The sequence below is a fragment of the Pseudotabrizicola algicola genome, from assembly GCF_010915705.1.
Taxonomy (GTDB): domain Bacteria; phylum Pseudomonadota; class Alphaproteobacteria; order Rhodobacterales; family Rhodobacteraceae; genus Pseudotabrizicola; species Pseudotabrizicola algicola.
The window spans coordinates 21,925-46,331 of record NZ_JAAIKE010000009.1 but is presented as its reverse complement, the minus strand read 5'-3'; the positions used below and the strand labels follow the sequence as shown (position 1 = coordinate 46,331).

At 67.8% G+C, this 24,407-nt stretch carries 28 protein-coding genes; 2 read left to right on the top strand and 26 right to left on the bottom strand.

The window, feature by feature from the left end:
• Positions 1 to 17 precede the first annotated feature (17 nt).
• The 23 genes from G3572_RS18860 to G3572_RS18760 form a co-directional block, all read right to left on the bottom strand.
• Positions 18 to 3,989 carry a baseplate multidomain protein megatron gene (locus G3572_RS18860; protein ID WP_164614794.1) on the bottom strand — a complete coding sequence of 1,324 codons (3,972 nt, stop codon included), beginning with the start codon at positions 3,987 to 3,989 and terminating at the stop codon, positions 18 to 20.
• Between the two features lie 9 nt (positions 3,990 to 3,998).
• On the bottom strand, positions 3,999 to 4,433 hold the full coding sequence (locus G3572_RS18855) for an NlpC/P60 family protein (RefSeq protein WP_164614792.1): 435 nt from the start codon (positions 4,431 to 4,433) through the stop codon (positions 3,999 to 4,001).
• Positions 4,430 to 5,314 (bottom strand): phage/gene transfer agent baseplate hub protein, encoded by an 885-nt coding sequence (locus G3572_RS18850; RefSeq protein WP_164614790.1) that lies wholly within the window; start codon positions 5,312 to 5,314, stop codon positions 4,430 to 4,432. The genes G3572_RS18855 and G3572_RS18850 overlap by 4 nt, the downstream gene beginning before the upstream one ends.
• Positions 5,315 to 5,398: 84 nt before the next feature.
• The gene (locus G3572_RS18845; RefSeq protein ID WP_146284400.1) at positions 5,399 to 5,629 is read right to left on the bottom strand and encodes a hypothetical protein; all 231 of its coding nucleotides are present in this window, start codon (positions 5,627 to 5,629) and stop codon (positions 5,399 to 5,401) included.
• Positions 5,630 to 5,633: 4 nt separating this feature from the next.
• Complete coding sequence (locus tag G3572_RS18840; RefSeq protein ID WP_164614788.1) at positions 5,634 to 6,293, bottom strand: lysozyme; 660 nt, start codon at positions 6,291 to 6,293, stop codon at positions 5,634 to 5,636.
• 4 nt (positions 6,294 to 6,297) lie between these two features.
• Positions 6,298 to 6,429 (bottom strand): hypothetical protein, encoded by a 132-nt coding sequence (locus G3572_RS22325; protein ID WP_275897804.1) that lies wholly within the window; start codon positions 6,427 to 6,429, stop codon positions 6,298 to 6,300.
• Positions 6,422 to 6,772, bottom strand: a complete 351-nt coding sequence (locus G3572_RS18835) for a hypothetical protein (RefSeq protein ID WP_149589976.1) — start codon at positions 6,770 to 6,772, stop codon at positions 6,422 to 6,424. Before G3572_RS18835 ends, G3572_RS22325 begins: the two co-directional genes overlap by 8 nt.
• A complete protein-coding gene (locus G3572_RS18830; RefSeq protein ID WP_164614786.1) occupies positions 6,769 to 7,395 on the bottom strand; it encodes a DUF2460 domain-containing protein in 627 nt (208 codons plus the stop codon). The genes G3572_RS18835 and G3572_RS18830 overlap by 4 nt, the downstream gene beginning before the upstream one ends.
• A gap of 61 nt (positions 7,396 to 7,456) precedes the next feature.
• Positions 7,457 to 9,898 (bottom strand): phage tail tape measure C-terminal domain-containing protein, encoded by a 2,442-nt coding sequence (locus G3572_RS18825; RefSeq protein WP_164614784.1) that lies wholly within the window; start codon positions 9,896 to 9,898, stop codon positions 7,457 to 7,459.
• 27 nt (positions 9,899 to 9,925) lie between these two features.
• A complete protein-coding gene (locus G3572_RS21920) occupies positions 9,926 to 10,090 on the bottom strand; it encodes a DUF7697 family protein (RefSeq protein ID WP_205518803.1) in 165 nt (54 codons plus the stop codon).
• Positions 10,091 to 10,152: 62 nt separating this feature from the next.
• Entirely contained in the window at positions 10,153 to 10,590 is a 438-nt protein-coding gene (locus G3572_RS18820; protein ID WP_164614782.1) for a phage-derived protein YdaY family protein, read from the bottom strand.
• 11 nt (positions 10,591 to 10,601) lie between these two features.
• Complete coding sequence (locus tag G3572_RS18815; RefSeq protein ID WP_164614780.1) at positions 10,602 to 11,540, bottom strand: phage tail tube protein; 939 nt, start codon at positions 11,538 to 11,540, stop codon at positions 10,602 to 10,604.
• Positions 11,541 to 11,564: 24 nt separating this feature from the next.
• Positions 11,565 to 11,984 carry an acyl-CoA transferase gene (locus G3572_RS18810; RefSeq protein ID WP_164614778.1) on the bottom strand — a complete coding sequence of 140 codons (420 nt, stop codon included), beginning with the start codon at positions 11,982 to 11,984 and terminating at the stop codon, positions 11,565 to 11,567.
• A gap of 117 nt (positions 11,985 to 12,101) precedes the next feature.
• Positions 12,102 to 12,785, bottom strand: coding sequence for a hypothetical protein (locus G3572_RS18805; RefSeq protein ID WP_164614776.1), 684 nt, complete (start codon positions 12,783 to 12,785; stop codon positions 12,102 to 12,104).
• Positions 12,742 to 13,650: a DNA-processing protein DprA gene (locus G3572_RS18800; protein ID WP_164614774.1), complete on the bottom strand. Its 909-nt coding sequence runs from the start codon at positions 13,648 to 13,650 to the stop codon at positions 12,742 to 12,744. The genes G3572_RS18805 and G3572_RS18800 overlap by 44 nt, the downstream gene beginning before the upstream one ends.
• 185 nt (positions 13,651 to 13,835) lie before the next feature.
• Complete coding sequence (locus G3572_RS18795) at positions 13,836 to 14,480, bottom strand: DUF6441 family protein (protein WP_164614877.1); 645 nt, start codon at positions 14,478 to 14,480, stop codon at positions 13,836 to 13,838.
• A 5-nt stretch (positions 14,481 to 14,485) separates the two neighbouring features.
• Complete coding sequence (locus G3572_RS18790) at positions 14,486 to 14,797, bottom strand: head-tail joining protein (protein ID WP_164614772.1); 312 nt, start codon at positions 14,795 to 14,797, stop codon at positions 14,486 to 14,488.
• The gene (locus tag G3572_RS18785) at positions 14,797 to 15,132 is read right to left on the bottom strand and encodes a DUF2190 family protein (RefSeq protein WP_164614770.1); all 336 of its coding nucleotides are present in this window, start codon (positions 15,130 to 15,132) and stop codon (positions 14,797 to 14,799) included. The genes G3572_RS18790 and G3572_RS18785 overlap by 1 nt, the downstream gene beginning before the upstream one ends.
• Positions 15,133 to 15,209: 77 nt before the next feature.
• The gene (locus G3572_RS18780; protein ID WP_240335637.1) at positions 15,210 to 17,243 is read right to left on the bottom strand and encodes a prohead protease/major capsid protein fusion protein; all 2,034 of its coding nucleotides are present in this window, start codon (positions 17,241 to 17,243) and stop codon (positions 15,210 to 15,212) included.
• Between the two features lie 4 nt (positions 17,244 to 17,247).
• Positions 17,248 to 18,759, bottom strand: a complete 1,512-nt coding sequence (locus G3572_RS18775; protein WP_164614768.1) for a phage portal protein — start codon at positions 18,757 to 18,759, stop codon at positions 17,248 to 17,250.
• Positions 18,759 to 18,968, bottom strand: a complete 210-nt coding sequence (locus G3572_RS18770; protein WP_164614766.1) for a phage head-tail joining protein — start codon at positions 18,966 to 18,968, stop codon at positions 18,759 to 18,761. Before G3572_RS18770 ends, G3572_RS18775 begins: the two co-directional genes overlap by 1 nt.
• A gap of 2 nt (positions 18,969 to 18,970) precedes the next feature.
• Positions 18,971 to 20,974: a phage terminase large subunit family protein gene (locus G3572_RS18765; RefSeq protein WP_164614764.1), complete on the bottom strand. Its 2,004-nt coding sequence runs from the start codon at positions 20,972 to 20,974 to the stop codon at positions 18,971 to 18,973.
• Entirely contained in the window at positions 20,922 to 21,482 is a 561-nt protein-coding gene (locus G3572_RS18760; RefSeq protein ID WP_164614762.1) for a hypothetical protein, read from the bottom strand. The genes G3572_RS18765 and G3572_RS18760 overlap by 53 nt, the downstream gene beginning before the upstream one ends.
• Before the next feature lie 112 nt (positions 21,483 to 21,594).
• Here G3572_RS18760 and G3572_RS18755 point away from each other — a divergent pair, with 112 nt between their 5' ends.
• Together G3572_RS18755 and G3572_RS18750 are read left to right on the top strand one after the other, a co-directional pair.
• Positions 21,595 to 21,819, top strand: a complete 225-nt coding sequence (locus G3572_RS18755) for a hypothetical protein (RefSeq protein WP_164614760.1) — start codon at positions 21,595 to 21,597, stop codon at positions 21,817 to 21,819.
• A 96-nt stretch (positions 21,820 to 21,915) separates the two neighbouring features.
• Positions 21,916 to 22,434, top strand: coding sequence for a DUF3489 domain-containing protein (locus tag G3572_RS18750; RefSeq protein WP_164614758.1), 519 nt, complete (start codon positions 21,916 to 21,918; stop codon positions 22,432 to 22,434).
• A 51-nt stretch (positions 22,435 to 22,485) separates the two neighbouring features.
• Here the strand turns inward: G3572_RS18750 and G3572_RS22390 are convergent, their stop codons facing one another.
• The 3 genes from G3572_RS22390 to G3572_RS18735 all read right to left on the bottom strand — a co-directional run bounded on the left by G3572_RS22390 (position 22,486) and on the right by G3572_RS18735 (position 24,407).
• The gene (locus tag G3572_RS22390) at positions 22,486 to 22,785 is read right to left on the bottom strand and encodes an HNH endonuclease signature motif containing protein (RefSeq protein ID WP_354004070.1); all 300 of its coding nucleotides are present in this window, start codon (positions 22,783 to 22,785) and stop codon (positions 22,486 to 22,488) included.
• Positions 22,786 to 23,090: 305 nt separating this feature from the next.
• Entirely contained in the window at positions 23,091 to 23,300 is a 210-nt protein-coding gene (locus tag G3572_RS18740; protein WP_164614754.1) for a DUF7220 family protein, read from the bottom strand.
• A gap of 9 nt (positions 23,301 to 23,309) precedes the next feature.
• The gene (locus G3572_RS18735) at positions 23,310 to 24,407 is read right to left on the bottom strand and encodes a DNA cytosine methyltransferase (RefSeq protein ID WP_164614752.1); all 1,098 of its coding nucleotides are present in this window, start codon (positions 24,405 to 24,407) and stop codon (positions 23,310 to 23,312) included.

The following is a 24,407-nucleotide window of genomic DNA, read 5'->3' as shown; positions in this document are numbered from 1 at the left end:
GTTCCCGTGGGTTGGGATCAGAATTGCATCGTGACCGCGGCAGGCGTGCCGCGGCCGAGGCGGTTCGACAGCTGGTAGATGCGGATCGCCAACGTCTGGCCGGGCCCGAGCGGTGCACCCCAATCGGCGCTCTGCTGGGTGGCGGCGTAGAGAACGGAGGTCGTAGTGCAGGTCAGCGTCCGCTTGACGGTTGTCCCGTCGAGGATCTGGACGTCGTAGGATTCGATGTCCTCGGCCAGCGGCACCTCGACCTGTTCCCAGGCATCAGCGACCAGCGCGCGGGACCGCCGGGTCCAGCGGATCGTCAGATCGCCTGGGGCTCGCGCGATCCGCCAAGGCTGTTCGACGTGGACCGGCGCGAATGGGACAAGGCCGCGCCCGGTCGGGGTGAAGCCCAGCGCGACGTAGCTGTCATCCGTGACAGAACGCGCGGCCGGGCCAACCCGCCAGTTCCACGGCAGTCCGAGATCGGCCTCGGCGATGGGCAAAGAGGTGAGTGCCGCGTCCAGCACCACGACCCGCGCTCCGGCCTGGGCCGGGTTGCCCATCGCATTCTCCGTTCCGCGCTGGCCGCGCAGGAGCCGGGTCAGCCGGTAACGGCCAGGGGCGATCAGTTCGGCCGCGCCCGCCTGCACGATCTCCCACTGGCCAGCGGCACTCTCGACCGCAAGCGCATTGGCCCCGCCGAATAGGGCGACATCGCTCACGCTCTCCAGCGTCCCCGTCAGAAGATCGACCACCAGCGCATTGCCTTGATCGAAGCGCCAGGTCGGCCCCGGAAAGAAATCGAAGGCCAGTGTGCCAATCCGCGCGCGACTGCCAAAGGTAGTCAGGAGGTTGAAGCCATCGGTCGAGGCGCTGCGGAACACCGCGATCTCACCCGGCCAAGGGCTGGCATGGGCGGCGATCAGGGGGCGATGCGCGGGCTGGTCTTCGGTGATCTGCGGGAGGTCGAGCATCACCACTTCCGGCGTCCCAAAGACGACGGGGCTTGCAAGGCTCGCGGGCCGGGGCTCCCCGGGCGGCAGGTCATAGGCCGCGCGGTCCTGACGCACCGCCTCGATCCCGCGCGCTTCGGCATCGGCGACCGAGACGAGCCGGTATTCCACCTCGCGGCCATCATGGCCCAGCTGTATGACGTCGGCCGGATCGAGGGCCAGACGCGAGGGCGGCAGGCGGAAGGTGGCGCTCTCGCGTCCGATCCAGGCTTCCATCAGCGCACGGCGGCAGCGGCGCTCGGCCTCCTCGGGCGGGATCGCCATGGGGAAGGCTTCGGAGGCGATGCGCGTCGTGTCGACGGTGATGCGTCGGGCTTCGACGAGAGCGGCATCATAATCCTCGTCCGCCCGCGCGACCTGCCACTTCAGGGCCTGGGGCAGTTCGGTCTCCTGGCCGCGCGTCAGTTCGAACGCCTCGCCTTCCCGACTGGCGACGAGATCGTCGATGGCCAGCGTGGCGACCGAGGCGCGGCCGCGCATGACGAAACGGATCACGCCCTCGGTCTCGATGGCATCGAATCCGAAATGCCGGGCCAGCGTGGAGATCGACGCGCGCGGGCTTTCCAGCGAACCGATCACATAGCCTTCGACCGCGCCCCAGAGGCCGGAAACGTCGATCAGGTTCTCCGCAAGCCCAGCGCGCAGGCAGAGGTGCCGCACGAGCGCGGCCAATGACACCGCGCCCAGCCGTCCGGTCAGCCAGTGGCCAAGCCGCCAGTTCGGGCCGTCGGCCCAGACCCCGGTCAGTTCGGGGAAGAACGGATAGGGCCGCGCATCCCAGGTCCAGGCGGCGCATTCCGGAACCTGGACCATCCGGCCGCCGTAGATGGACGACGCCGGGTTGTTCGTGCTCTGACCCCACCAGAGATTGCTGGCCTCGAGATAGGAGCGCTGGATCGCATCATCACGCCAGCCGCGCGAGAAGTACGGAGTGAAGCTCTCGGACGACTTCGGGTCGAAGAAGACGTTCGGTTGGTTCGTGCCTCGGTCGATGGCGGGACAGCCCAGTTCCGTGAACCAGACCGGTTTCGACTGCGGCACCCATGCGGTCGGCGTGCCGCTCTCGACCCCGCCCGGCCGGTTGAAATGCGGGTTCGACCACCAGGCGCGCAGATCCTTGTAGCGGAAGACCCACGGTTTGCCAGCGCCGCCATCGGTGATCGGAGTGCGGATCTGCGCCGACCGATCCGCGGCCGAGGCGTAGACCCAGTCGAAACCCTCGCCGCCCGCGATGTTGGCCTGCAGATAGCCGCGATCATGGATCGCGGACCAGTCCTCGAGGGCATCAGCATGGTCGAAGCCGTCGCGCCAGTCCGACAGCGGCATGTAGTTGTCGATGCCGATGAAGTCGATGTTGGCATCCGACCAGAGCGGATCGAGGTGGAAGAACACATCGCCGCTGCCATCTGCAGGGTGGTGGCCGAAGTATTCCGACCAGTCGGCGGCATAGCCGATCCTGGAACCCGCGCCGAGGATCGCGCGCACATCTGCCGCGAGGGATTTGAAGGCGGTGACGGCGGGATAGCTGCTGGCACCCGACCGGATTGTGGTGAGGCCGGGCATTTCGGAGCCGATCAGGAAGGCATCGACGCCCCCGGCCGCTTTGCACAGATGCGCGTAGTGCAGGATCATCCGGCGCAGCGACCATTCCCCGACCGGCCCGGTCCAGCTGACATTGGTGCCTGACACGCTGAAGTTCGCGGGCGCCGCTGTGCCGAACAGTGCCGACACCTGCGTGGCGGCTGCGGCGGTCTTGTCCACCGACCCTGCAAAACCCGCAGCCGGGGAACAGGTGATCCGCCCCCGCCAGGGGAATGTCGGCTGGCCCAAGGCAGCGGCATTGGCGCTGTAAGGATTGGGCTTGGTGTTGCCGGGCGGCACGTCAAGCAGCAGGAACGGATAGAAGGTGACCCGCAAGCCGCGCGCCTTCATCTCCTGGATGGCCTGCACCACCGCGAAGTCCGAAGGGGTGCCGCCGTAGACCGGACGATCCTCGGCATCTCGGCTGACCAGAAACGCGTCTGCACGGTTGACGCCATTCACGACCCATGCCGACGGTGTCGTGGTCTTTGCCGCAACCTCGACGCCCGGCCGCACCTTGCAGTTTCCGGCGCGCAGATCATCGCCAAACCAGGCCACGACGAGGCTGACGCTTTCCACTGCCGGGGCCATCGCCTGCAGCCGATCGAGGGCCACGACAATGTCAGCGGTGTCGGCGATTGCGTTCAGGTTCTCGGCCACGGTCGCGCCGCCAGCGCCGGTGGATTTCTTGACCGGGGCGGTCGCGTAGGTGAACTCGCCCGAGGCCGGGATCATGGTCACCGCCTTCACCAGCCCCTCGGCGGTGTCCGGATCAGCCAGAGGCCGGAATACCTCGAAACTGAGCTGCGGCAGGCGGTTGCCGTAGGTGGAAAGCGCCAGTTCTTCAAAGACGACATAGGCCGTGCCGCGATAGGCCGGGGTGCTGGCCGCCCCCATCTTCGCAGCGATGAACGGGTCGGCGGTCTGGGTTTCGTTCCCCGGATACCAGCGCCAGGTGATGCCGGTCATGTCGAGCGGCTTGCCGTCGGCCCAGACGCGGCCGATACCGGTGATCGGGCCTTCGCAGAGGGCGACCGCGAAGGATGCATAGTACAGATACTCGGTGGTCCGGACCTTGCCGCCCCCGCCGCCCTTGCCACCGCCTTGCGTCGTGGTCTTCGTCTCCTCGCGGAAATCGGTGGCCCAGACGATGTTGCCGCCGATGCGCATGCGGCCGTAGAGGCGCGGAATCACGGCCCCTTCGGTCGCGGATGTGATCCGCAGACTGTCGAGGCGTTGGCCCTCGATCTTCTGCGCCGGGGCCAGCGAGGACACGATCCAGCTGTCGACCACCGAGCCGATGGTCGAGCCGATGAAGCCACCGATGGCGGCGCCAGAGAACCCGAGGATCGCGCCGCCAAAGGCCCCGCCGATGGCGGACCCGACAGCGCCGAGGACGAGCGTGGCCATTTGAAAATCTCAACGTGCAGGGAAGAGGAAGGCGAAGGCGATGCGCCGCCGCCATGCGGGTGTCAGCGGTTCCTCGATCACGCCGAGGCGTTCATAGGCGTGCAGGAAGGTGTCGGGGACGGTCAGGATACCGACATGCTTGGCGATGGCGCGCGGCACCATACGGAACAGGACCAGCGCGCCGGGCGGCGCATCTGCGGGTGCGATCTCCGGCATCATCCGCCGCGCCCCGTCCGCCAGCACCTCGCGCGGCCCGGTCTCGCCCCAATCCCGGCTATAGGGCGGGATCGGGAACGGCTCCGGCCCGACGACCTCGCGCCAGACCCCGCGCGCGAGGCCGAGGCAATCGCAGCCGACTCCGCGCAGGCTGGCCTGATCGTGATAGGGTGTGCCGAGCCAGGACCGAGCAGCGGAGATGACGCGGGCAGGATCGGCGGCTGTCACAGCACAGCTCCGTCATGGCCGCCGTCCTTGGTGGCGTAGCGCAGGACCGCGTCCTGGCCCGGGATGTGCGGGAAGCCCCGGAAGTTCGCGACATTGGCGAACTTCGACCCGCAGGTCGCGATCCGCTTGTCGCAACCGGCGCGGACGATGAATGCGTCTGTCGCCATGATCGGGCGCACCGGTGCTTCCAGCAGGGTCAGGATTGCCATCCCGTCGACGAGGTCATGCGACAGCACCTCGACCCGCCGCCCGGCATTGGCGCCGGTCGACCATTCGACAAGGCCAAACGCGAACCAGCCCGTTGCGAAGGCACCGAGGCCGGAAGCCGTGAAGGCCTGGTCGCGCAGCACATCGATCACGGCGCCGGTCCCCTTGAAGGCCGCGGCCTCGAGGTTTACGCCGCAGCGCTGATCGCCCAACGTGGCGTCGCAACTCGCCTGAAACGTCCGCCCAACCGTCTGGCCAAGGACGTGCGCCAGCGACCGCACCTCCGCCACGAAGGCCAGCCGCCCGCGCCGGATCTGGCCGATGGCCCCGCGCCGCAGAAGCACGCGCTGCGCCGGGCTGGCCCAGTTCACCCGCCAGACCTCGACTGCTGCATTGTCCCACCGGCCGTCGAGAATGTCGGTCTCGGTGATCCGGTCAGAAGAGAGCACGCCTTGCGCATCCTGCGCGTCGACGGAAAGGTCAGAGCCGGATCGGACCTCGGACGCCGTCAGCCCGCTTTCCGGTTCGAACTCGGTGCCGTCGAACGACAGTGTCCGGTCGTGGTCCGTGAAGCCGAAGCTCACCCCATCTGTCCGGGTGATGCGCCAGCACCAGGCGAGCGTCGTCGTGCCCTCGTCGAGATGCGCCTGCAGCGCGGGCGGGAGGGACTTCATGGCCGGTCTCCCCGCGCTGCAGCCACACAAAGGACGACGACAAACATGCCGATGGCACCGCCCACGACCATGCCCGCGAGGAACTCAATCATCGCCGCGGAACCCGCGTTCGATGCGGTCGCGCAGGCCGATGAGGCCGAGGCCGAGAGCGATCAGCGCAGCAGGCGATGCGTCGCCTGAACCAGACAGGAGTGTGATCAGCCGGGCAAGATCGGCGAGCGGACCGGTGGCGGGCAGCGCGAGGGAGGCGGCGCCGGTCGCGAAGGCGAGCAGCCCCGCCCACCAGGTGAGCGAGGTCGGACGGATGTAGCGCATGGGATCAGACCCTCCGGATCAGTGTGGTGAAAAGACCGACCAGCCGGGCGAGCCAACCGGCAGGCGCGTCGGACGCAGGCTGCGGGACAGACGGCTGCGGCACGAACGGCAGGCGCAGGAGCGCGAGCGCTTCCGCCTCGGTCAGGCGGCGAACGGGCCGAGAGAAATCGACGCGACCCCCGCGGTCCACGGCCCAGACCGGGATAGTCCCGCCGGGATAGCGGCCGTGGCGGAACAGGTCGCGCTCGGCCTCGCGGCGCGGGATGATCACCGCCGGTCGCCGCCAGTTCAGAAACGCGTCGGCGGCTGCAACGCGATTGCCGACGTTGAGCGCTTTCGTCAGCGTGGCTCTGGAGATCGCGCCAGTGTTGTAGTGGAAGGAGACCAGCGCATCGAACTCATGTGGTTCCAGCGGCACCTTCACGGCCCGTCGCACCTCGGCCTCGTAGGCGGCAAGGTCTGCGCGGAAGACCCTGAAGGCCTCGCGGATCCCGGCGTCGAGGTCGGCGGAAATCCCGCGGGGCATCTTCGCCGGATCGGGCGGCCCCGCGGCGGCTGTATGGCCGATGCCGAAGGTCCAGACGGTCTTCACGTCGAGATAGGGTCCGGGCACGACTCCTTCGTGCCGGACGAGGGCCAGGAGGCCCCGATCGGTCATGTGCATGGGATTACCTGAGGAGGGAGAGGAGGAGGATCAGGGCGGCGACGGCGATGCCTACGCCCAGGCGGTGGCGGAAGGCCTGACCGGGATCGCCCGGGTCGCAACGAAGGGCGCGCGCGATGCGGAGAAGGTCATTCATCGTCCGCCCCTCCCTGCGCGCCGCGCAGCCGGGCGAGGACGAGTTCGATGAAGGCGGGGCCGAAGACGCCCACGAGATAGGCGGCCGAGCCTGCAGCGCCACCCGCGGGGATCGCCTGCGGCGGCAGGGCGAGCCATGCGGTGACGAGCGCCATCGAGAGGCTTCCCATTCCTGCCGCGATCAGGCCTCCGAGCAGGATGTGCCGGAGCGCGTCGCGCAGCCGCATCCGGGTGGTCAGCGCATTGGTGGCCCCGCCAAGCGCGCCCCAGGCGGCGAGGATCACCGCCGTCGAGGCTGCAAGCTCGCGCAGCACCGCCGCCAGAAACCCGGTCTCGTCGTTCATGTGCGGATCTCCAGGAGCGGGATCGAGGTGATCGACCCGAGGCGTTCGAGGTCGAGGGTGACGTCGAGGGCGTCGGTGTCGAAGCGGACGGGGACGTCGAAGTCGAAACCCGCGGTGATGACGACGCCTGCGGCCGGAGCGGTGGTGAAGGTCACCAAGCCTGTCGCGGTGGAAACCGACCAGCCGGAGGCTTGGGGGACCCCATTCAAGGCGATGCTAACGGTCCCGGCGACGGGTTTGGTGATGGTTCGGGTCCAGGACTGCGCGCCGGAGGTGTAGCGCTTGGCCAGTTGGAACTGGGTAGCCGACCCATTGCCGGTGCCGATAGACTGGTCGGCCGGCGCGACCGGCTGCGACGGCAGGCAGGACTTGAAGTCTGCCCAGTCCTTGAAGCGGAAACCGTGAAGGCGGCCGTTCCTCGCCTCGAAGAACGCCACGACCGCCGCCAGATCGTCAGCGCGGCGGATGCCGTAGGCAACGTCGTAGCGGCGGCGGCTGTTGGCCCAGCTGGCGTTGCGCTCCTCAGCGCCCGAGGCCAGTTCGACGATCTGTGTGCGCCGCTCGGGGCCACCGCGCGCCCCGCGGCTGATGTTGTCCGGAAACCGGACCTCGTGAAACGCCATCAGAACTCTCCTTGGTTCGTGCTCTGGTCCCCGCAACCGACTCCCACTTGCGGGGTCGCACTCACATCCCCCTCCGGCCCAGTGACACGGCACGGGCGATGTCGCTCGCCACCTGCGTGCGCGACTGGCGGAAGCTCTCGGCGTCGCGGGCGTTGATCGTGACGTTGACGGTCGAACCACCCGCCTGGCCGTAGCCAGCCGCCTCGCGCCGAGAGAGCACCCGCTCCCCGCGCTGCAGGATCGCGGGCACCTCATCCGGCCGAAGACCAGCCCAGCCTCCGTTGTGCATGCGCGGCGCGCCCGCGAAGGCCATGGCCGGGACCATTCGGCCGGGACCTGGGGCGCCGACCGTTCCGCCCGCATGCAGGATGTTCGCGAAAATCCCACCCGCGCCGCCCAGCGCGCCAGAGAGGGCGTTCGCAATCGGGCCCAGGATGAAGCGCCGGGCGGCGAGCTTGGCAAGGTCGGCGATCATCGACGTGACCAGATCGCGGAAGTCGAGTTTGCCGGTTTTCACGAAGTCGCCGATGGCGTTCTCAGCGCTCTGAAACGCGCCCACCAGCGCGCTGCCGATATCCCCGCCGATGTCGCGCGCCTTGGCGCCGTAGTCGGCCAGCGCGGCGGTGACGGCTCGCCAGCCGGAGAGCGCCGCGTCCGCGCCCTCGGCCGCAGCCGCCCCCGCGTCACGCGCGGCCCCGCTAGCGCCGTCGGCGGCGGTGGCGGTGTCGTTCAGCCCGGCCGTGACGGCATCTGCAGAAGCGGCTGCATCGGCGAGTGCGGTCTCGGCCTCGGTGCCCGTGCCGGTGACGGCATCCTTCAGCGCCTGCCAACTGGCCAGCGGACGGCCTGCGGCATCGGCCAGCATGCCTGCTGCTTCGCGGTAACCGTCAGCCCGGCCACGCGCATCGTCTGCCATCGCGCCAAGCCCGAGGTCGGGCGGCTCGAGGTAGGCCCGGGATAGTGCCGCCGAGAAGGCATCCGCCGCCGCAGCCCCTGCAGCCGTTGCCGCACCCTCGAACGGATTGCCGATGCGGCCGAGTTCCACCGGATCGAGAACGCCGATCCGCACGCCCCCTTCGCCGGTTGCCCATTCGGGCAGCAGCGCGAGGGCCGCGTTCAGGGTCTCGATGAAGCTGTTGATGCGGGTGACGACGCCGTTCAGCATCGCCTCGACGCCGGAGATAAGCCCGTTCGCGGCCTGGAAGGCGAAATCGCCGATAGCGCCCGGCAGACTTCCCCAGATGGCGACCGCCACGTCATAGGCCCCCTGGAAGATCGCCGCCGTCCGGTCGCCGAAGCTGACCACGCCCGCGATGGTGCCTTCAAGGGCCGAGAGACCGGCCGCCTTCAGGCCCTCCCACCCGGCCGCCATACGCGCGAATATCGCGTCGAGCGACAGGCCGATCCGAGACCAGACCTCCGATACAAGATCGCCCAGCAGGCGGAACGCTTCACCCACGCCGCCGACCCGGTCCACGAGCTGTGAGAACTGGTAGACCAACTCGCCCGCGCCGACGATCGGCGCGCCGATGCCGGTGCGGATCAGCGCGCCGCGCAGGAACACCAGCGCGGTGGCGAGGCCGCGCACCGACAAAGCGGCAACGGCCAGCCCGGCCACCCAACGACCCGCCATGAAGGCAGCGAATGTCGCGGCATAGGTGGCAAGCCGTGCGAGGTTGTCGAAGACCGCCGTGATCGCGCCGCCGATGGGCCCGGTGCCGCGCGCCATATCCGCCAGCGCATTCGCCACGGTTTCCAGCGCCGGGGCGACGGCGGCGGTCAGTCGGTTGGTCAGGCCCAGCCAGATCAGGCTCAGCTTGGCAATGGCATCTCCTGTGCGTTCGATCTGTGCCGCGTCGGCCGCGCTTACGGCCACCCCAAAGTCCTGCACATCGCGCGCGGCGTCGCGCAGGGTGGCGCTGTCGATCCGCAGGAAGGCGAGTGCCGCCCGGTCGCCGAAGAGGTCGGAGGCAACGGCCGCCCGCTCGGCCTCGGGCACATAGCGGGCCAAGGCGTCCTGAATGGCAACGATGCGCTGGTCGAGCGGCAGCGCCTGCAACTCGGCGGCCGTCAGGTTCAGCCGTTGCAAGGCGCCAACCGCCGATCCGGAACCAGCGGCGGCTTCCGACAACCGCGTGGTCAGCTTCTTGGTTGCCTGTTCGATCTCGCCCATGGAAACACCGGCCAATTCGCCAGCCCATGTCAGCACCTGCAGGCTTTCGACGGTGGTCCGGAGCGAGGCCGCCATGTCCGCCTGCGCGCCGATGACGTCGAGCCCCGAGCGGACCATCGCCACGCCCGCAGCGGCTGCGGCGGCGGTCAATGCCGCCAGCGCGATCCCGGCGCGGCGCGCGAAGCTGGAGAGGCGCGTATTGGCCAGTTCCATCTCGGTGGACAGACGGCCAAAGCCACGAGCACCGGCCTCACCGATCCCCTCCAGTTCGGCGCGCACCTGGCGGCCACCGACGGCGGCGAGCCGGACGGAGACGCGTTTCTCGGCCATGGGATCGGGGCTCCGGGTGGAATGGGGTCAGTCGCGGTTCGCCGCGATCTGTTCGTTCACGCGGCGGACCATCACTGCCTCGATGGCGGGCAGCAGTTCGGCGATGGCGGGTGGGGAGATGCCGAGGGCCGCGCCCAAGGCCAGCGCGGCCCCCATGTCCCAGCCGATCACAGCACCAGGGATGACGCGCATCTGCCCGCCAAGGCGCTGCGCCAGGTCCCAGACCTGCGCGCCTTCGAGCGTCAGCGGCCAGTTCAGCCGTGCGGGGCAGTCGGGACAGGTTGTTCCGCAGGCCGCGCAGTAGCCTTCGCCCCCACCGAAGGACCAGTCGGCAAGGGCGATGAGGCGTTTTTTTCCGCGTCCAGCAGGAGGGCCTTGGCGACGTAAGAAGTCTGGAACGCCTCGAATGCGGGCCAGATGTCGAGAAGCGCATCAACGGCCTCCGGGCTCGGATCGATGGGATTGCCATTGGCGTCGCCAATCCCCTCCCAGTCGAGGATCGCGCGCCGCGCCAATGCCTTGGCCATGGCGAGCGCGGCTTCCTCGGTCGCGGACCCCTCGGGCAGGTCGGCAATCGCCGGATCGCCCCGCGCGGACACCATCAGTGCTGTGGTCAGCGGGCGGAGCCGGACACGCACTCCGGGGATGAGGTCGCACCACTGCGACGCGTTGGTGAGGTCGAGGGTCAGCATGGCGGGCCTTCTCAATAGGTTGCGACGGTGTTGACGAGGACGGCGGTGCACATCCGGGCGGGGCTGGTGGCCTTGGCCGCCTGCCAGTCGAAGGTGGCCTGGATGCCCTGCGGGCCCGGGATTTCGATCCGGGGGCGCGGCAGGTAGACGGCATGGGCGGTGAAGGTGAAGCTGGCGTCGGCCCCGAGGCTCCAGGCAAAGACCAGCTCGCAAGGCGTGCCATCAATGGCTTGCGTGATCAGCGCGGTGTCGGCAAAGCGCACCTCGACCCGGCCGGTCAGGGCGGCCATGCCCGGATCGGCCCCCTCGATGCGGCCGTCCGAACGGATGGTCTCGATCCGGTCGAGCCCGTTGGAATAGGTCACCTCGGCCGAGATGACGTTGCCGAGCGGCGTGCCGTTGCGCGTGATCGCGCCGTTGAAATGTCCGAACCGCTGCAGCGCCAGCGAAGTGGGCGTGCCAGCGGCCGTAGCCGCCGCGACGCTCTCGCCCTGCGCAATCAGCCGCGCTGTCGCCGTCAGCAACCCTGACCGCGCCATCTGCCACGACAACTGATCGCAAACACAGCCGCTGTACATCGCGTAGCGCGGCACCTCGGGCATCGCCGTCTCGATGGCCATGCTTGGCAGCGCCCAGTTGCCCGACTGGAACGTATGGGTCTTGGGCGTGGTGCCAGAGGTGACCGGCGCGCCGAAAGCCGCTTTCAGCCACAACCCAAGGTTCTCGACATCGATCGGCACCACCACATCGCCATCGGCGGTGACCGCGTCCTTGATCGGGGCCAAGGGATCGCGCCCCTGGCCCAGCAGTTCCGAGGCGATCAGCGGCTGTTCGGAGCCGAGCGTGGTGCTCGCGAAGGGCACTGTGCGAAAGCCCGTGGCAGGCGCGGTGCCGTAGACGGTCTCGAACGCAAGCGCCATCTGCGCCCGCGCCCCATGGGCTCGTGCCATCGTGTTCTCCTATCGTGGGTGGGGTCAGGCCAGAGGATCGGCCGTGGAATAGTGCAGGATGACCGGGATCACCCCCGCCTTCAGGCTGGCGGCACCCTCCACGGCCAGATCGACCGGACGCGGCGCTTCCGCCTCGACCCAGTCGCAGAGGCCGCCCAGCGTGCGGTCGGCGGCCAGAGCCGCGCCGACACTGGCGCAGAGGGTGTCGAAGGCGGTGTCACGGGCAGCACCCTGCACGACCGCCTCGATCTCGGCCCGGTGCTGGTAGTGGTAGCGCAGCGGCGAGAGCGTCACCTCGGGCTCGCCCGGCTCGCCGTCGCGCAGGATCAGAAGGCCTGCGGCAGGGACTCGTTCGGGCAGCGCGTCACCGCGCAGGGCGGTGGCGGGCAGCGCCGAGAGCCGCGCATGCAGCGCGGCGAGGATGGTTTCGCGAGGGGTGGGCACGACCGAAAGGGCTCCAGTCCAGAAGGGGAGTTTTGGCGTGGAAAACTACGACACAACGGCATTGTACGCGTGTCAGCCATGTCAGATCACAGCTCTATCGGCCTTCAAAGCCGAGCTTCAGTCGTCAATCTGGTCGAAAAAGTCTGAGAAATCTATGGCTTCTGGCACACGCCGCGCGATGAAAAGTCCAGTTATCCTTGCCTTCGGAAAGCGTCGGCTCAGGACGTTTGACATGGCTCGAAACCGGCACCCTGTCACAAGCAGGTCATCTACGATGCCGATCCAACTTGGCGATTGCCCGGTCAACGTCTCATCAATTTCGTACACGCTTTCCCATGCCTCGGGCGGCGGACGGCTGGAACTTTCATGCGCAGCACCAATTGGTTCGGTCTGAGTAACGATCTCTCTGACATCGGCCGAGATGCCTGCGGGCGGCTTCAGCGCCCTCAGCATGTCCATCATTCGGTCATCGTATTCCGGGTCAGTCTTGAGCTTCGACGGCGGCACCGGGACAAGGGTGAGTTCCCCGAACCGTGGGCCAATTCGGGCCGAGAACAGATCTGCCACTGTCCGGATCGCACGCTGCTTGTGCGGCCACCGGTTCGTCCCCCGCCAGTTCACTGGCATCTTGAAGTTCAGTATCAACTGGTTGGTGGCGCTGTGCGCCCATCCTTTCCGCGCCGTGTAGTCGCCGAAGAACAGGCACTCATCCCCCGGCAGGAGGTGATTGTGGTCGCCACGGGTAAGATCGTCGATCCTAGTGAAGCGCGACGGAAAGGAGCTGCCTGCGGATGTCGTCATAGTCGGCCACTCTGATCGCGCCACGTTCTTCTAATGTGTGGGGCCACTTCAGCCCCGGCTTGCGGAAATTGCTCTCGAGGATGAAGACCTTCCGCCCCTGTTTAAGCGCGTGTCGCGCCTGGATCAGAGTCCCCGAGGTCTCCCCGGCCTCGACGATGATCGTGGCCTGCGTAAGCGCAGACATTGTGATGTTCCGCTCCGGGAAGAAGAAGTTGTTCGCGACCGGATTTTTCTGTGCGCTGTACCGCTTCACCGGCACCTGACTGATGAGCAGGTGGTTGCGGGCAATCTCGCGTTGGAGCCGCGTATTGGCCGCTGGGTATGCTTTCAACAGCGGGGTCCCCAGCACTGCGATTGTCCGGCCGCCATTCTCGATAGCAGCCGTGTGGGCAGCTGTGTCGACCCCTGCCGCAAGCCCCGAGACGATGGTGAAGTCGTCGCCCAGCAGGGACTTCACCAGCCTGCGCGTTCTCGCAAGCCCTTCGTCGGTGGGTTTGCGCGTACCAACCACGGCAACCGCCCGCGGGGAGTTCACGAGGTCCCACCAACCCTGGAAGTACAGGAGCTCAACTGGGTGGTCTGCGACACGAAGGCGCTCAGGGTAATCGCCAGCGCCATGGATGCGAATACCATAGTGCTCAACGCCGGCGTCTCGCAGCATGGCATGGACATCGTTGGCGTAGTTGACGGCGCGCGACCGCTCCACGAAATCAGACGGTAAGGATCCTTTGCGCTTAGCAAACATGTCTGCGATGGACTTGAAACTCGCCTTCTGTTCCTCCCAGAGTGCTTCGTAAGCACCCAGTTCATGGAACGGCGAGACGGCGCGATCGGAAAAGTCTTCGGCCTGTAACTCAAGCTGCATTATCCCCCTCCTTCCCGCGCCATGTTTCCAGTGAATGGCACAGAACAAATATAGAACACTTCGTCAGAACGCAAGCTGGACAGTATGGCGACGCCCTAGAACCTTCTGACAAACCGACTTTTCACCGAAAGGCGCCAAAGCGCAAGCAGGTCATTGGGACGCACGTCGAACCGTCAGAACCGCAATCAAGGACCACCGGGGCCCACCTTACTCTCCACCCAGTTCGCCACGATCAGCCCCGGCACGGCATCATGCGCTCGCTGCGCATCCCGTGCCAGGTCCAGCCGCTTCGGCAGCTTGACCTGCGGCACCAGCAAGAAGATCGGCGCGGTGACGACACCCCGACCGGTCTTCGACCGTGACGCCACGGCACGGCCCTTGGTGTTCAGCCGCCCCTCGGCCACCAGCAGGCTTGGCCCCCGGCGGCGATAGATGAACCGCAGGCGCAGGCCGGTGCGGCGTTCCCATTCGCCGGGGGTTATGCGTCCACCGCGGAGGGACTTGCCCGCCGCAGACGTGGGAATTGCCAGCCAGAACCCGTTTTTCGAGCGGATCAGCGGGCCGGTGTCATGCGCGCCGACGATGACGGGGGCGTTGGACCAAACCACGGCCGCCGCGTTGAGGCTGGGCGTGGCCTTCGGGAACTGCTCCGACCGGATGGTGCGGGCCAGCCGGGCCCCTAGCCCCGCGCCGGTGATCTGCAACCGCCACGCGGTCTTCAGCCCTGTCCCGGCCTCGCGGATTGCAGCCGATACGGCGCGCTCACCCGCCGCGACCTCGGCGGCCATCATCTCGACGATGTCAGGATCGATGTCGAGCTTGAGCTTCATCGCGGTCACGCGGGGCGCAGGTCGACAGTCCAGACCAGCCGCTCGCGGTCGCGGACGGGCTCGCCCTGGATGAGGAAGGCGACGCCCTCGATCTCGATGCGGTCGCCGGGGCGGGGGTTCGGCACCTCCGCCACCCGCAGGTCGACGCGGGTGGTTTCGGACCAGAGCCGCGCGTCACCGAAGTCGGTGACCGCATCGGCACGCCGGGCAACGACGCGCACCAGGACCGGCGCACAACCGTCGGCGATGTAGACCGCGTCCCGCCCGATGTTGGGATCGGCGAAGAGCGCACCCACGGCGGCGGCAAAGCCGCTCATCAGAAGGTGCCGTTCAGCCGCACCCGGCCGACCACATCGCCCGCGCCACCCGCCACCACCTCGGTCGCCACGCCAATTAGCGTGTTCGAGGTGGTGACCTTGGTGGTCTGACGGGCGGTGTTGTCCCAATAGATGCGGTCGCCGACGGCCCAAGCCTGGGAGCCGAGCTTCTTCAGCTCGTAGACGCCGACGAGCGCGGCTTCGACAGATTCGCCGAGAGCGCCGGTGCCGGAGGCCACGCCGAAGATGGAGCCGACGAGCAGGCCATCCCCGGGAGCGACGGCATAGGGCGCGGTCAGGGTGATGGTATTGCCGGGCTGGACGTAGGTTTTCATGGGGAGGATCCTCGTGGACAGACGAAGGGCGGCCCGTCAGGACCGCCCGCATGTCAGGGTTCGGCATGGGGTGGCGGTTACGCGCCCGGGTTCTTGTAGAGGCCGCGCCAGTCGATGGCCTTGGCGCCGAAGTCGAGGCGGCACTTGATCTCGACCCCGTCGACGTCGAAGCCGTTGCGGGTCTCGATGTAGGCGCCCTGCTGACCTTCCAGATAGGCGTACTCGATGGTGTCGATCTGGTTGGGGCTCGCCGCCAGATACCAGGAGGTGGCGCTCGCCGCGTCGAGGCGCGGCTCGCTGATCGGCGACAGCGTGCGGATCGACTGCGGCACCACCTTGGCACTGTCGGCAGGGACGAGGTTCTGGGCGACCAGTTGCTCGGCCTTCAGTTCCAGCGCGGCCGGGACGATCAGGAAAGCCGGACGAATGTTCAGCACCGTCTTCTTGTCGAGGCCCGTCTGCAGCGCCATCGCCGCACGGGCCGCCCCTACGCTCGCCACATCCAGCGCAGCGCCCGTCGCGGCGAGGTTCTTGTGGGTGGTGTGGAACAGCGCGTTGCCGTCGGCCATTGCCGGGTTCGCGGTGATGATGCCCCAGACGACGTCGCTTTCCAGCTGCGCGATGGAGTTGCCGTACATCGCCGGGATCCGGGTGAAGGCATCCAGATCGTCGTTGATCAGCACCTGCCGGGTGATGGCCACGACCCGGCCATAGGTCTTGACCTTGTAGCTCTCCTTGCTCTCGCCGAGGGTGCCGCGTTTGAACTCGCCGCTTTCGCCCACTTCGAGGAGTTGCGGCGCCTCGCCCAGTTGCACCCGGTGCATCGACTTGAAGTCGGTCGCCAGCACCTGACGGCAGAAGAGCGCAAAGGTGCGGGGATAGGCGTCATAGGCCTGGCGAAGGGTCTTGTTGGTGACGGCCGACAGGATCTCGGGGAAGTCCGAGGTCGAATGCAGGGCGCGGGTCGCCACCTCGTCGCGCGAGAGGCCGCGCGTGTTGACCCCGGCATTGCCGAGGCTCTCGCGGGCGAGTTCCAGCAGCGTCATGCCGCGATACTGGCGCGCGGCGTCTTCCAGCGGAAAGAGCGTCGGGCTGTAGCGGTGCAGCAGCGCGTTCGCCACGGCATCGCGGCGGGTGATGCGCTCGTCCCGGCCGCCGAGGGGAACGGAGACATGCGGGAAGGTCCGGTTCTCGTCGGACGTCGCAGCGACCTGGTCGAGGATCAGGCGGCGGGACTCGTCCACGCTGACGCCGCGCTTGACCAGATCCTCGGCAAAGCCGCGCTCGAGGTTCAGACGGCTGGTCAGATCGTAGATGGTCGAGACGCGGTCGCGCTCGGCCTCGCGGGCACGGGTGGCGATGGCCTCGCTGTCGGGCGCAGGAGCCGGTTCCGGCATCCGCGCGCCGGTCGGCTCGGGGTTCGCCGGTGCCGAAATGGGCTGCTGGCGGGTCTCACGGCTGGCGGGGACATCCCCGGCCACGGTGGTCGTGCTCTCAGGCATGGGTGCCTCCTTTTGCATGCGGTTGTCGACGATCTCGACGGGATAGCTGGCCTGATCCGCCGCACGCACCTGCGCGCGGGGATCGGCGGGAACGGTCACGAAGCTGACCTCGAGCGCGGTCCAGCGTTCGACGATGCGCTGCTCGACATCGCCCTTCGCGGCGGGCTCGACCACTTTCACCCGCTCGATGGAATAGCCGACCGAGACGTTGCGGATGATCCCGTCGCTAATCAGGCCGAACATGCGGTCGGCGGCCTGGTCGAGCCCCTCGCGGGGGAACCGGATGGTGGCCTTGCCTTCCTTGCCCTCGATCCAGGCGCGCTCGACGACCCCCACCTGCGAATGCGAGGACCAGACGGAATGGCTGTCGAGCGCAGGGGCGCCGGCATTGAGGCGCGTCAGATCTACCGCCCGGTCGCTGACCTCGAGGATCTCGTCGAAGGGAACAGAGGTGTCCCAGCCGGTCCACCGCCGCCGCCGGACGGCCGCGCCAGTGGTGAAGACCACGTCGACCGAGCGCGACTCGGTATTGACGGTCGCGGGCAGAATGGGCGCGCGCCGCAGCTGCATCGGCAGGGCGACCGGGGCCGCCATGATCGTGTCGGGCATGGCCCTATTCCTTCTCTGGTTCGGATGCGGGGGCGGCCGGGTCACTGGTCGGGTCGCCCGCCTGCGCGCTGCCGGTCTTGGTGACGCGGCGCGGATCGCTGTCGAGCACGAGACCGAGGCCGTCGAGCTTGGCGTTGGTCGCGGCGATTTCTGCGAGGACCGCGTCCGGGTTGTGACCCTGCCGGGCGATGGCCTGCGACAGCGTCATGGTCCCTGTCCGGATCGCCAGCAGATCGGCCATCGCGTCCTTGTAGGGATCGACTGCGTCGAACTTCGGCGGCGACCATTCCACCCGCACGTCCGGCGTGGGGATCTGGCCTGCCGCCCATGCGGCTTCGGTGAACCAGCGCCAGACCGGCGCGCAGAGCATCGGGATGAAGAGTTGCCACTGGACGGCGTCGATCATGCGGCGGAACTCGACCAGCCCCGCCCGGATCGAGGAATAGTTGACCTGGCTGAGGTCACCGGTCAGAAGTTCGTAGGGCACGCGGAAGCCGGCCGAGATCGTGTGCAGGCTCGCCCGCTTGTACTCGCCGTAACCGCCGGTGGCGGACGGCTGGTTGAAGCGGATGTCCTTGCCACCGCGAGCATAGGCGATCAGCCCCGGCTCGAACTGCTCGACCCGGTTGCCGTCGGCATCGACCACGGTGGGTGCAATGCCCTGCTGGGATTCATCATCGCCGAAGACGATGGCGGTGACGCAGGCCTCGGTCTTCTTGCGGACAAGTTCCGCCACCTCGTAATCGTCGAGATCGCGCAGACTTCGGATCACCGGCGCGCCCCAGGGAACGCCACGCGCCTGCGTGCGCTGCTTCTCGTAGACATGGGCGATCTCGGTCGCCGGGACCGGGCGAGACCCAAGCCCGCCCTGCAGCGCGCCCCAGGCATCGCCGGGGTGCTCGCCATGCAGCCAGTAGGCCCGGCGCTTGCCGACCGGATCGAATTCGATCCCCTGCACAAGCCGGGCACCGCTAAGGACGCCGGACTTGGTGGCGTCGAGGAAGTCGGCCTCCAGCACCTGCAGCTGCAGTGGTACCGGCAATCCGTCCGACGACCGGCGCAAACGGCGGCGCACCAGGACTTCGCCCGCCTCAACCATCTCGCGGCAGATCAGCGTTTGCAGGCCGTAGAAGTCGAGCTGGCCGTCAGCGTCGCAGTCCGCTGACCAGCGGGCAAACAGCGCATCGACTTTGCGGTCCAGCGTGTCATCGCCGCTCGCGGCTCGCGGCATGATGCCTGCGCCGATGATGTTGTTCACCAGCACCGCCACGGCCTTGGCCGCATGCGGGTTGTTGCGCACCAGATCGCGCATCCGGTCACGCAAGAGCGCCCCGGCCACGCCGATTTCGGTGTCGGCCGAGGATACCGGCGCACGCCAGCCCTCGGTCCGCCGCCCGCGCGCCGCACCGTCATAGCCCCGCGTCAGGGTCTCGAAGGCCTGACGCGCCATCACGCGTCTGGCCGCCATGCGCGGCGCCACCGATGCGATGGCATGATCGAACCAGTTGGCCGACATCAGCGATCTCCGCGACTGAAGCCCGCGAACCCGGACACCGGCAGCGGTCGGGTTGTCCCGGCGATCGCGCGCTCGATGGTGCGGATGCGGGCGAGCAGATCCTCGGCCGAGCCGTAGTCGACCGACTTGCCGTCATAGCTGACCCGGGTCGTGCCGCTGGCATAGGCCCGGCGCAGCGCCGAGAGCTCGGTTTCCGTCCAGTCGGTCATGTTCAAAACCATCCTCCGCGCCGTCCGAGCCAATCGGAGCGGCGCTTGCCCTGCGGGGCCTGTCCCGGCCGGTTGATCTGTCCCGCGGGATCGGTGTCGGTGGGGGCGGCCCCGAGCTGATCCTCGAGGTCGCGCCATTTCTCGTCGGGCCAACGGTCCGCGCCCGCGATCCAGGCGGCGGCGCGGGCATAGACCCGGCAATCCAGCGCCTCGTTGCGCTCGCGCAGCTTCTGCCATTCAAGCCGGGCAAAGCCGCGCTTGGTGCGCACTGTCACCAGCTGTTCGGCCACGAACTGCTTCAGCCATTCGTTCTCGACCCAATGCGGCAGATGGACCGAACCGGGCGGAAACGCGGCCCCCTCGGCCATGTCCTCTTCGGTCGGCCGCGCCAACCGCAGGAAGCGGTAGGTCTCGGCCTTGAAGGTCGACACCGCCACGGTCCATAGCCGAGCCCCGCGCCGCAGGCGTTTGCCACCCTCGGTCGCGTCGACGAAGGTCGGCCCCGAAACGGGGCTCGAACGGTTGAAACCCTCGACGCCCTTGACCGGCGATACCTGCCCAAACCCTTGCGCCCGCGACCAGGAGTAGACCGCCGGGGCCTCATAACCCGTGTCGATGGCAAGTCGCGCGATGCGCAGATGCGCGCCACGTTCATGCGGCCATGACCGGTCCAGCAGCGCGGTCAGTTCCGACCATGCATCGTGCCGGTCGGGCCCGCCCTCGATCACGACGTGATCGACCAGCCAGCTTTCCAGCCCGCGCCCCCAGGCCCAGACATCGACCTCGATCCGGTCCTTCTGGACGTCGGCCCCGGCAGTCAGGAACAACCCGCCCGCAGGCACGGTGCCGGATTTCCAGCGCTCGCGGCGGTCGTAGAGCCGCTGCCAGTCCGGCGCTTCTCCGGTCTCGACCCATGTCTCGCCGAGGATCGTGTTGCGGAACGCCTTGATCGCCTCGTCCGACCCTTGGGCCGCCTCCCAGCCACGGGCAATGCGGGACCAGCTGAGCCAGCCCACCGGCGAATAGAGCGCCGAGAGGTGGTAGCCGACCGTGGTCGGATCGGCCGCCGTGGCGGTCGCCCGCCATTCGCCGCCCTCCAACATCGTCGTCTTGTGGTGCTCCGCGATTGCCGCGTCACAGCCCTCGCAGTGATATTCCGCCGTCTCCGGGCGGCCCTTCTGCCAGCGCAGCCGATCGAACTTCAGCCACTGCATCGCACTACAATGCGGGCACGGCACGAAGAACCGCCGCTGGTCGCTGGCCTCGTATTCCCGTTCGATCCGGCTCAGCCCCCGGATGGTCGGGGTCGAGACCAGGAAGACCTTGCGCCGATGTGCGAAGGTCAGTGACCGCGCTTCCGCCAGGGTGACCGGATCGCCTTCCTCGTCGGCCGAGGCCGGATAGGCGTCCACCTCGTCGAGGAAGATGTACCGCGCCGGGGTCGAGCGCAGCCCGACCGCCGAGTTCGCCCCGGTCATGATCAGGATGCCGCCCGCGAATTCCTTGGACAGCATCGTGTTGCCCGCATCGCGGGATCGTGCGGGCTTCACCCTCTCCCGAAGCTCCGGGCTCTCGTCGATCAGCGGGTCGATCCGCTGGCGCGAGTTGCGCTTGGCCAACTCCACCGTCGGCTGGACCGCCAGCATCGGGCCCGGCGCCTGGTGAATGGCGAACCCGATCCAGTTGTTGCCCGCCTCGGTCGCGCCGACCTGTGCGGCCTTCATGAACACGATGCGCTGCATCTCGTCGCCGGGCGACAGCCGATCCATGATTTCGCGCATGTAAGGCGTGCGGGCCGAGCGATAGCGCCCCGGTTCGGCGGAAGCCCGGCCCGACAGCATCCTGTGCCGGTCCGCCCATTGCGAGACGGTCAGGTCCGCGTCGGGCGTCAGCCCTGCACCCCAGGTGCGCAGGATTTCTGCTGCGCCGTCGAAGTCGGTCAGGCCCTCATCATCACCGGAAGTCAGGCCGGACCTCGGCAAGCTCGTCGAGGTGGGCACGGACATGTTTCTCAAGGACCTTCTGCATCGCGGCTGGCTCGACGCCCAGATCGGCCGCCATCAGCGCCGCCGCGCGCGCAGGCCAGTTTACCCATGCGTCCCGTTCCTCCCGCGCCAGCCGGAACACCAGCGACAGCGCGCGGGCCCGCTCGATCAACTCCCCCTTCAGCTTCTGGAGCCGGATGCGCCGCTCCTGCGCCTTCAGCACCTCGTTCGCGGTCTTCGCCTGAAGGAAGGTCGTGCCGCTGCCCACCGCCGGAACCGCCAGACCCTGTTCGCGCAGCGTGTCGCCGACAGCGGCCACCGCCGCCTCGGGGACGGGCTTCAGCTTCGGCGCGGGCGGCTTGCAGGTCTTCGAGGGGTCTGTCGTCTCGGCACGCCGCGCATCGCTGGCGGCAGCGTTGATGCTGCCGTCGGGATAGAGGACCAGCCGCTCGGCAGTCTTCGCCTTCTGGATCGCGCCCCGCGACAGGCCGACATGCGCGGCGTACTGGCGCTCGCTCATGCCCTGCATCGACGGCTCCGATTATCATTCAGATTCATGTGCTTATCGAGTTGATAAGCTGCGCCCCTGGAGCGAACGTTCATCCCACAAGGACGATGCAACTCGCCAAGGAGCCACCGAAATGACCCGCCGCGCCACCGATAACACCAAAGCCCTCGACGCCTTCATCGACGCCAAGGCCGAGATCGACGCGATGCTGGAGCGGCTCGCCGCCCTCAGCGCGGACCATTTCGAGACCAGCCCCGACGAGATCCACTGGGGCCACGTCGGCACCCTGAACCACTACCGCGCCAAGCTGCGCGAGATCAGCGACAGCGCCTTCAGGGAGGGCGAGCACGCCATCTGACCAACCGCAACGCCAAAGCTCCAGCCGCGCGCCCAGCGCGGCTTGGGGTCGTAGAAGGGCTGCGACGGTCGCGGCCCCGAGAACGGAGACGACCCCATGACCCAGATCCAGCTGACCGACACCCAAGCCGTTGTCCTCTCGGCGGCCTGCGCGCGTGATGGTGGCGCGGTATTCCCCGTCACCGCCAAGCTGAAGGGCGGCGCTGTCGGCAATGTCTGCAAGAGCCTCCTGAAGCTCGGGCTGATCGAAGAAGTCCCGGCCACCGACATCAACACCGTCTGGCGGCACGACGAGGCGCGCGGCCCGATCACCTTGCGCGCAACGCCGCTGGCACAGAGCATGCTCGGGATCACCGAGCACGATGCCACCACGACACCAGCCGAAAACGTCACCACATCTTCCCCGCGCCGGAAGGGCACCAAGCAGGAAGCGCTGATTGAAATGTTGCGGGCACCGGACGGCGCCACAATCGAGGAGATCATGGCAGCGACGGACTGGCAGTCGCACACGGTACGCGGCGCGATGGCCGGTGCTCTGAAGAAGAAGCTCGGGCTCGAGGTGACCTCGGAGAAGGTAGAGGGGCGCGGGCGGGTCTACCGGCTTCCCGGCGCCTGACCCAACGCCAGAAATGCGACGCCGCCGCCCCGACTGGGCGGCGGCCTTTATCTACAATGGCCTCGTCAGTGTCGCTGTGAGACCGACCAATGACACCTGCGCCAGCAGCCACTTTCCGGCTGCCATGCGCTTCTGGACATACACGCGATGCTCTTCGGGCGAGGGCGGGCACTTCCGCTTATGGCGCTGGCTGTTGCAGTACCAGCACGCCGCAACGATGTTCTCATCCGTGTCGCGACCACCGTCGGAGCGGGCGTGTAGATGCTCGGCGGTGCAGCGTAGCGCCTTTGGGGTCCGCCTCGTTTGGTAGTTTCGTTGAGAAGATGCGGCTTCCACAGCATCGTCCCACATCGGCAGGCCGCAATAGTAGCAGCGGCCACCTTGGGCTATCATCTTCCTTTGACGGATACGTTTAACAAATCCCATTACACGGGCCCTTTCATTCGACTTCGTGAGAAGCGAATGCGCGACGCCCGTAACGGACGCTCCCCGGCTGGAAGCTCCTGCTCGCGCGAGGCCCGGTAATCCGTGGCTCCGCATGCCGGACCGCGAAACCTGCAGGAAAAGACCTCAGGTCAGAGTAGCCGCTGGCTTACTCAATTCGGCCGTGGCCGAATTCGCAGCAGCGCCAGGATAAATGATCGTCCCGCATCACGTCAACGGAACCTTTCGAACAGCCGCCGCAGGACGTAGGACCGCGCGATGCTGACCACGGTGAACACCGCGCCCATCTTCAGGTTCTGGGCCAGCGTCGTGTGCAGCCCGAAGATAGGGAAGATCACGATCTGCGTGACCACGGCGACGCCATAGCCGACGATCACGTTGGCGACGGACTCGACCAGCGACATGAGGCGGGTTTGCTTCATGCCGCCACCTCATCCATCGGCCAGCAGTTCAACTGCCAGAGTTCGCAGCGCATGCGCCGCAACCAAGGGGACCACGCCGTTGCCACAGAGGCGAAGCCGGTCCACCCGGTGGGCCAGCCCATCAGCGCCTCGACGAACAGCGGGTTCAAGGTTCGGCGCACGTCGGAGGTATTCGGCCCAGCCGTCGGTGTCACCAGGACCTGGCGGCCAAGCAGCCCGTTCACCGGCGTGTTCGCCAAGGTGGTCGCCCCATCCTTGTGGTCTCGAGCCGTCGGCGTCATCCACATCCCCGCCGAATGGGTCAGGTCGGCCAAGCGACGGTTGCCCGCGCTCGGCTTGCAGCCGTCGTTCGCCATCGGCGTCGGCCAGAGCGCGGCCGTCGTCGCGAGGTTCATCCCATGCTGCCCCGCCGCTTGCGAAGGCGTCGGCTTCGTCTGCCGGTTCTCGTTCGCGCTGGCCCTCGGCGTCGGCCAGAGCCGCAGCAGCTCCGTCCGGTTCCCGCCACTCGACCGGGTCCCAGAGCAGGCGCGCGGGGTCGGCCAGCTCGTCCCCCTCGCGGATGGCAAGGATGAACAGCCGTTCGCGCTTGTGGGGCGCGCCGACTTCCGCCGCCGTGAAGAGGCCTGCCGCAAGGCGGTAGCCCATGCCGACCATTCCGCTGGCGACTTCGGGGAAGCCGAGACGGAGATGATGAGCGACATTCTCGAGGAAGACGAAGGGCGGCCGGACCTCGTCGATGATGCGGGCGACATGGGGCCAGAGGTGGCGCGGGTCGTCGGCACCCCGGCGCTTGCCCGCGACCGAGAACGGCTGGCACGGATAGCCCGCAGTGACGATGTCCACCGCGCCGCGCCAAGGGCGGCCGTCGAAGGTTCCAACGTCGTCCCAGACAGGCGCGCGATCCAGGGACGCGTCTTCCATCCGCGCCACGAGAGTGGCTGCGGCGTAGGTTTCCCGTTCGACATGGCCCACAGCACGATATCCGGGGATGGCGAGGACAAGCCCGAGATCGAGCCCGCCTGCGCCGGAGCAGAGGGAGAGGCCGAAGAGGCATGCGTCTCCGGCTCCGGAAGCGCGTCCGGAGGAAGGTAAAGCCAGGTCATGCAT

What these genes read in the sequence shown, in the direction of transcription:
- G3572_RS18860 (WP_164614794.1), bottom strand. Translation starts at nt 3,989, where the DNA reads ATGGCCACGCTCGTCCTCGGCGCTGTCGGGTCCGCCATCGGCGGGGCC.
- G3572_RS18850 (WP_164614790.1), bottom strand. Translation starts at nt 5,314, where the DNA reads ATGAAGTCCCTCCCGCCCGCGCTGCAGGCGCATCTCGACGAGGGCACG.
- G3572_RS18845 (WP_146284400.1), bottom strand. Translation starts at nt 5,629, where the DNA reads ATGCGCTACATCCGTCCGACCTCGCTCACCTGGTGGGCGGGGCTGCTC.
- G3572_RS18840 (WP_164614788.1), bottom strand. Translation starts at nt 6,293, where the DNA reads ATGCACATGACCGATCGGGGCCTCCTGGCCCTCGTCCGGCACGAAGGA.
- G3572_RS22325 (WP_275897804.1), bottom strand. Translation starts at nt 6,429, where the DNA reads ATGAATGACCTTCTCCGCATCGCGCGCGCCCTTCGTTGCGACCCGGGC.
- G3572_RS18835 (WP_149589976.1), bottom strand. Translation starts at nt 6,772, where the DNA reads ATGAACGACGAGACCGGGTTTCTGGCGGCGGTGCTGCGCGAGCTTGCA.
- G3572_RS18830 (WP_164614786.1), bottom strand. Translation starts at nt 7,395, where the DNA reads ATGGCGTTTCACGAGGTCCGGTTTCCGGACAACATCAGCCGCGGGGCG.
- G3572_RS18825 (WP_164614784.1), bottom strand. Translation starts at nt 9,898, where the DNA reads ATGGCCGAGAAACGCGTCTCCGTCCGGCTCGCCGCCGTCGGTGGCCGC.
- G3572_RS21920 (WP_205518803.1), bottom strand. Translation starts at nt 10,090, where the DNA reads ATGCGCGTCATCCCTGGTGCTGTGATCGGCTGGGACATGGGGGCCGCG.
- G3572_RS18820 (WP_164614782.1), bottom strand. Translation starts at nt 10,590, where the DNA reads ATGCTGACCCTCGACCTCACCAACGCGTCGCAGTGGTGCGACCTCATC.
- G3572_RS18815 (WP_164614780.1), bottom strand. Translation starts at nt 11,540, where the DNA reads ATGGCACGAGCCCATGGGGCGCGGGCGCAGATGGCGCTTGCGTTCGAG.
- G3572_RS18805 (WP_164614776.1), bottom strand. Translation starts at nt 12,785, where the DNA reads ATGACGACATCCGCAGGCAGCTCCTTTCCGTCGCGCTTCACTAGGATC.
- G3572_RS18800 (WP_164614774.1), bottom strand. Translation starts at nt 13,650, where the DNA reads ATGCAGCTTGAGTTACAGGCCGAAGACTTTTCCGATCGCGCCGTCTCG.
- G3572_RS18795 (WP_164614877.1), bottom strand. Translation starts at nt 14,480, where the DNA reads ATGAAGCTCAAGCTCGACATCGATCCTGACATCGTCGAGATGATGGCC.
- G3572_RS18790 (WP_164614772.1), bottom strand. Translation starts at nt 14,797, where the DNA reads ATGAGCGGCTTTGCCGCCGCCGTGGGTGCGCTCTTCGCCGATCCCAAC.
- G3572_RS18785 (WP_164614770.1), bottom strand. Translation starts at nt 15,132, where the DNA reads ATGAAAACCTACGTCCAGCCCGGCAATACCATCACCCTGACCGCGCCC.
- G3572_RS18780 (WP_240335637.1), bottom strand. Translation starts at nt 17,243, where the DNA reads ATGCCCGACACGATCATGGCGGCCCCGGTCGCCCTGCCGATGCAGCTG.
- G3572_RS18775 (WP_164614768.1), bottom strand. Translation starts at nt 18,759, where the DNA reads ATGTCGGCCAACTGGTTCGATCATGCCATCGCATCGGTGGCGCCGCGC.
- G3572_RS18770 (WP_164614766.1), bottom strand. Translation starts at nt 18,968, where the DNA reads ATGACCGACTGGACGGAAACCGAGCTCTCGGCGCTGCGCCGGGCCTAT.
- G3572_RS18765 (WP_164614764.1), bottom strand. Translation starts at nt 20,974, where the DNA reads ATGTCCGTGCCCACCTCGACGAGCTTGCCGAGGTCCGGCCTGACTTCC.
- G3572_RS18760 (WP_164614762.1), bottom strand. Translation starts at nt 21,482, where the DNA reads ATGCAGGGCATGAGCGAGCGCCAGTACGCCGCGCATGTCGGCCTGTCG.
- G3572_RS18755 (WP_164614760.1), top strand. Translation starts at nt 21,595, where the DNA reads ATGACCCGCCGCGCCACCGATAACACCAAAGCCCTCGACGCCTTCATC.
- G3572_RS18750 (WP_164614758.1), top strand. Translation starts at nt 21,916, where the DNA reads ATGACCCAGATCCAGCTGACCGACACCCAAGCCGTTGTCCTCTCGGCG.
- G3572_RS22390 (WP_354004070.1), bottom strand. Translation starts at nt 22,785, where the DNA reads ATGTGGGACGATGCTGTGGAAGCCGCATCTTCTCAACGAAACTACCAA.
- G3572_RS18740 (WP_164614754.1), bottom strand. Translation starts at nt 23,300, where the DNA reads ATGAAGCAAACCCGCCTCATGTCGCTGGTCGAGTCCGTCGCCAACGTG.
- G3572_RS18735 (WP_164614752.1), bottom strand. Translation starts at nt 24,407, where the DNA reads ATGCATGACCTGGCTTTACCTTCCTCCGGACGCGCTTCCGGAGCCGGA.